Annotated in this window: 2 protein-coding genes and 2 pseudogenes; all 4 read right to left on the reverse strand. The window is 50.7% G+C overall.

Translation table 11 applies throughout. The annotated features are described in order from the left end of the window. Window positions 1-2,269, reverse strand: a pseudogene (locus ACIN8IBEIGE_RS20555) (hypothetical protein); the annotation flags it as partial. Window positions 2,270-2,291: 22 nt separating this feature from the next. Continuing rightward, window positions 2,292-2,948 (reverse strand): hypothetical protein, encoded by a 657-nt coding sequence (locus ACIN8IBEIGE_RS20560; RefSeq protein ID WP_160016439.1) that lies wholly within the window; start codon window positions 2,946-2,948, stop codon window positions 2,292-2,294. Between the two features lie 76 nt (window positions 2,949-3,024). Then, window positions 3,025-4,440: an HlyD family type I secretion periplasmic adaptor subunit gene (locus ACIN8IBEIGE_RS20565; protein WP_160016440.1), complete on the reverse strand. Its 1,416-nt coding sequence runs from the start codon at window positions 4,438-4,440 to the stop codon at window positions 3,025-3,027. Further along, window positions 4,437-4,705 (reverse strand): annotated as a pseudogene (locus ACIN8IBEIGE_RS20570) (type I secretion system permease/ATPase); the annotation flags it as partial. The gene ACIN8IBEIGE_RS20565 and the pseudogene ACIN8IBEIGE_RS20570, both read right to left, overlap by 4 nt.

Genomic DNA, 4,705 nt, shown 5'->3' on the forward strand with positions numbered 1-4,705 from the left:
TGTCCACGCCATCACCTAGGTTGAACACATAGGTATCGGCGTAATAACTGCCGACGAGCGTGTCATCACCGGTACCGCCCGACAGCAGATTGCCCGCGGACGAAAGGTTTACCTTCAGCGTGTCGTTCCCTGCACCGCCAAAGAGCGTATTACTGCCGGTACCGCCATTTAAGGCGTCATCACCCGCTCCCGCGAAGAATGTGTCAGCTCCTGCCCCCCCTTTGAAACTATCGCTGTTATGGGTGCCGAATCGCACACTTTCATCTTCATCGGGTAATGGAAGCAAAGAAACTTGACGATAGAACTCCACGGCATCAGCCTCACTTAATGAGGTCAACATACGGTCAGTAAAACTGCCCCAATTGAGCATGTCCTTGCCCGTAAACTTCATGTAACTCATAAAGTCTGCTATATCCAGCATGGTCTCTGCAGGGTTCTGCTCGGCGTTTTGCAGGAATAGTTGCTGAGTGGCTGAGAAATCCAAAACAGGTTCGGCATTACTAAACACCAACCCAATAACATCGAGATAAGGTTTCAGATGAGCCTGTACAACCAACCCCCTATATAAAGAATGTAGTAGACTTTCGTAGGACTTATTCAACAACTCAGCCTGACCGGCATTGATACTAATATCTTCCTCGGTCAGCACAACTTCTCGGCCACCGGCAGACATCGATCTCGATCGAGTATTTGCCCCAGAGGAAAGAGAAAAAGCGACTAAAGCATCGCCACCAGAATCAGTGGATGATTCGTCACGCGAAAAATTGAAGAAATTCTGCGCATTAAATATTTCTAAAATCTTAACACGCTCCAGCAACTGCTGTTTTTCGAGTTGTTCTGCCGTCGGCCCAGTATCTTCTTTAGCCGAGCCTATCTCAGCCTGACTGCCGCTACTGCTAGCTCCGCTGCCAATTCCATCGGTTGTGGCACGCTCCCAAGAATAAGCAAAACTGACCTCGACAATATCGTTACCCAGATCACCAATACGCTGATCCCAGGTACGATAGTCCGCAGTCGCAGCCCAAGTACGTAGAAGCGTATCAAGCATACCAACCTGATCCGGTCGACTGGCTTGATTATACTGGCTCAACTGCGACTGAAGCTGGCTACTAAGCATCGCGGCTTCTCGCAAGTCACGCACAGCACCGGAGCCTTTCATATCAGACAAGGCCTTAACGCTATCGCTAAGGGCAATGGTATCGGTGTGCTCGCGGTAGAACGGGTTAGTCGCTAGATCCAGGTTAGCGGCCAGGCTCTGGTTGCCGTTAACCGAACCCTCACTGCCATCGCCACGTACAAAAGTGCCCACAGCACTGATCAAGTTGCCGTTGGAGTTTTGGTTAGTGGCGGTGGAGCCCAAGTTGACGGCGGTAATATCGTGCTCGGCCAGGCTTTTCAGCTCATTGGCTTGGGCGACACCATCCTGGTTTAGATCCTGCCAAACGCGGACATTGGCGAACTGCTCATCCTGGGCGTCGAATACGCCATCAGCATTGCCATCCAAATCACCCAAGGCATCAAAGCCGTTACTCGCTTTCTGGCCATTGACCTTGACGGTGTCGACTCCAAACAGCTCATTACCGTTATCGATAGCGCCGTTGCCGTTGCGGTCCCACACCAGAAAACCGTCGTCCCCCTTGACCCAACCGGTACCGGTTTTTAGGCCATCGCCATCAAAGTCGAAGGTAATACCGGAATTAGCGCCGACAGTTTCGATACCATCGCCGTCGAGGTCGAGGGCGAGGGGGTCGCGGCGTTGGACAAAATTGAGAGCCGATCTGTAAGTCTCATTCTGAAATGATGGAATAGTGCAACTTGTACCTGTATCTACGTAAGGTTTTAGTAAGCGTTTGGCATCCTCAAGGCGATCGTTCCACTTATCTAGCTCGTCTTGCAAGGGATCATCAGGCTCTAAAAAAGGTCCTTCTGGAAAATCATTATAACTACCCTCTCTTCCATCCAAGTAGTTCCCAAAATTCGTTAAATCAATCATAGCTCTCAATACAGAATTTTGGAACTTAATTGCATCCTCAGTAGGGAATTGACCCTCCGTATATTTAGTGAGCCACAAACCTGCACCAAGAATCTCCCCTACAACCCCACTCCCATGCGTATCATTAAGATATGCAAGGGTTTCATTCATAACTCTCTCAGTAACCCCTGGATCATTATAATTTTTTAAATTATCGATTTGGGAGTGCAAATAGTCCGTCGTAGCCTTAGCATCCTCCATCCCTTTTTTTATATCAAGCAAGCTTGTAGCAGGCATCCCTAACTCCCAATTTTACAGATCAATAACTAAGCTTGTTGCGCTCTTGAATATATGCACCTGCAGAAGAGTATTCTCCCACCGCATAAGCCATAACGCGCGAGACAACAACCACATATTCATGAAATAGCTCTGGGCGCTCTTTAGCCAATTTCGCACATGACTGAGTCCTCAAGTCATAAAGAACCCCGCCATCTGTTCTTATTTTATTAACAGTAGCGACTGCCTCAGGCACAACATCAAAAAACGCACCCACAGAGAACATCTTAATTTTATAAAGCAGAACACTAGATTCTATACTTATTGGACAATCAGCCCCCTTCACTATTTTTTTTCTTGCCGTTTCAATCAGCTTCAGTCCCGACTCAAGCTCACCAACTCCAAATAGAATATTTGCGGCTGACAGCGTATTCAACATGCATGCATAAGTAGCATCTTCACATCTGCTACCTGACACATATCCAGCCACTGCGCTATCATCAGAAACACCTGGCTGTAGAGTCATGAGATTTACTATCTCCTCATGAACGAGCCCCCCCCCCACCGTATTAAAGTAATGGACAGGCCACATATCTCTCACCAACCATAAACTATCTTTTTTCCCAAAAAATGAAACACACAATGCAAACACAAAAAACACAAAAAACACAAAAAACATTGAAAACAATATCTTTTTCATTAATCAAACCCCAGCTCAAAAAACCTAGCCAAATATTACCTTGCTTAAAACGAAAATCCTCCAATCAAAAAAAACCCTAACGCTCCCCAAGACTTTCATTTTTATATTCTTTTAGCGGACTCAAGAAGTAATCGATCACCTTGCGCTTATCCGTCTTCACTTCCGCCCTTACTGCCATACCCGGTGACAACGAAATCAGGTTCTCACCCACTTGAATCGTGTTCTTCTTAAGTTGTATCCGCGCGCTGTACACCAATCCGAGGCGCTCATCTTCGATTGCATCGTTGGAGATGCTTTGTACGACGCCGTCTACCACGCCGTACTTGGTGAAGCTGAAGGTCTCGACTTTGATCTCGACGGTTTGCCCTGGTCTTACAAAGCCGATGTCTTTGTTCTCCAGCATCGCTTCCACTTCCACTGGCTGGTCGCTGGGGACGATGACCATCAACGGTTGAGCCTCGGTAACTACGCCGCCGTTGGTATGAATGGCCAATTGCTGCACGGTGCCATCTACGGGAGCGGTGAGGCGCCTTAAGCTGTCTCGCTGCTGGGCCTTTTTTAGCTCTTGGGTAAGTGCTGCGGCGCGCTGTTCGGATTCGTGTTGCAGGTCAAGCATGGCGCGGCGGGTTTGCGCAATCACACTGTTTTGTTGGCTTTGTGCGGCCTTTTTCGCGGCACTGAGTTCGCGTACGCGGGATTGCTGGGTGCCCAGCTCGCGTTCTTGGTCGAGGAGGATTTGCTGCTTTTCCAGGTAGGCATGTTTGGCGACAAACTGTTTATCGAGCAGACGCTTGTAGTCGGCAGTCAGTTCGCGGGTAATCGGCAGGCTCTGTTGCAACGAGGCCACTGTGCTTTGTGCAGCCTGGATCTCGGCGCTGCGTTGTTCGATGGCCGCGGCGCTTTGCTCCAGAGTGCTTTGCAGCTCTAGGTATTGACCTTGCAGCCAGCGCTGCGCCGCTAATTGCTGCTCTGCACTGGCATGGGGAATCAGTTGCGCCAAGCTGGCCGGCGCCGCGCTGGTCTGAATCGCCTCAAGCAGGGCTGTTGCGCGAGCGCTGTCGACTTGAGCTGCGAGTAGGTCGCTGTTCAGGCGCTCGATATCGGCACCGGTCATGCTGGTGTCCAGTTCAATCAGCAGATCACCGACTTTGACCTGTTGCCCGTCGTACACGTGAATGGCTTTGACCACAGCCACTTCACTGGGCTGGATAACCTTGCTTTTGCCGCTGGGCACGATCTTGCCACTAGCGGTGGCCACCACATCAATTTCGCCCACACAGGCCCACAGCAGGGTCAGGGCGGCAAAGGTCATGATGATCCATTGGGTATAGCGTGGCGCGGGATGCACCGGTTGTTCCTGCAAGGCCAAGGCCGCCGGCAGGAATTGCACCTCGTGGTTTAACCGCGCTGGTGCATCCATGGCTTTACGGTTTTGCCAAGAGTGTCGCCAGGCCTGACGGTAGCGATTCATCAAGTCGCGTTTGGCGCTCATGCGGCACCGCCGTGTTGTAGGCGGTGTAGGCGCGAGTAGTGGCCAGCTTGATGAGTCAGCAGTTCGGTATGGCTACCCTGCTCGACGATCTGGCCGCGATCCATTACTAGGATGCGGTTGGCGTCGCGTACGGCAGATAGGCGGTGCGCGATGATGATCACCGTACGGCCTTTGCAGATGGCCTGCATGTTCTGCTGGATGATGCGCTCGGACTCATAGTCCAGCGCACTGGTGGCTTCGTCGAAGATCAGGATGCGCGGGTTGC

The organism is Pseudomonas sp. 8BK, assembly GCF_902506475.1.
Taxonomy (GTDB): domain Bacteria; phylum Pseudomonadota; class Gammaproteobacteria; order Pseudomonadales; family Pseudomonadaceae; genus Aquipseudomonas; species Aquipseudomonas anguilliseptica.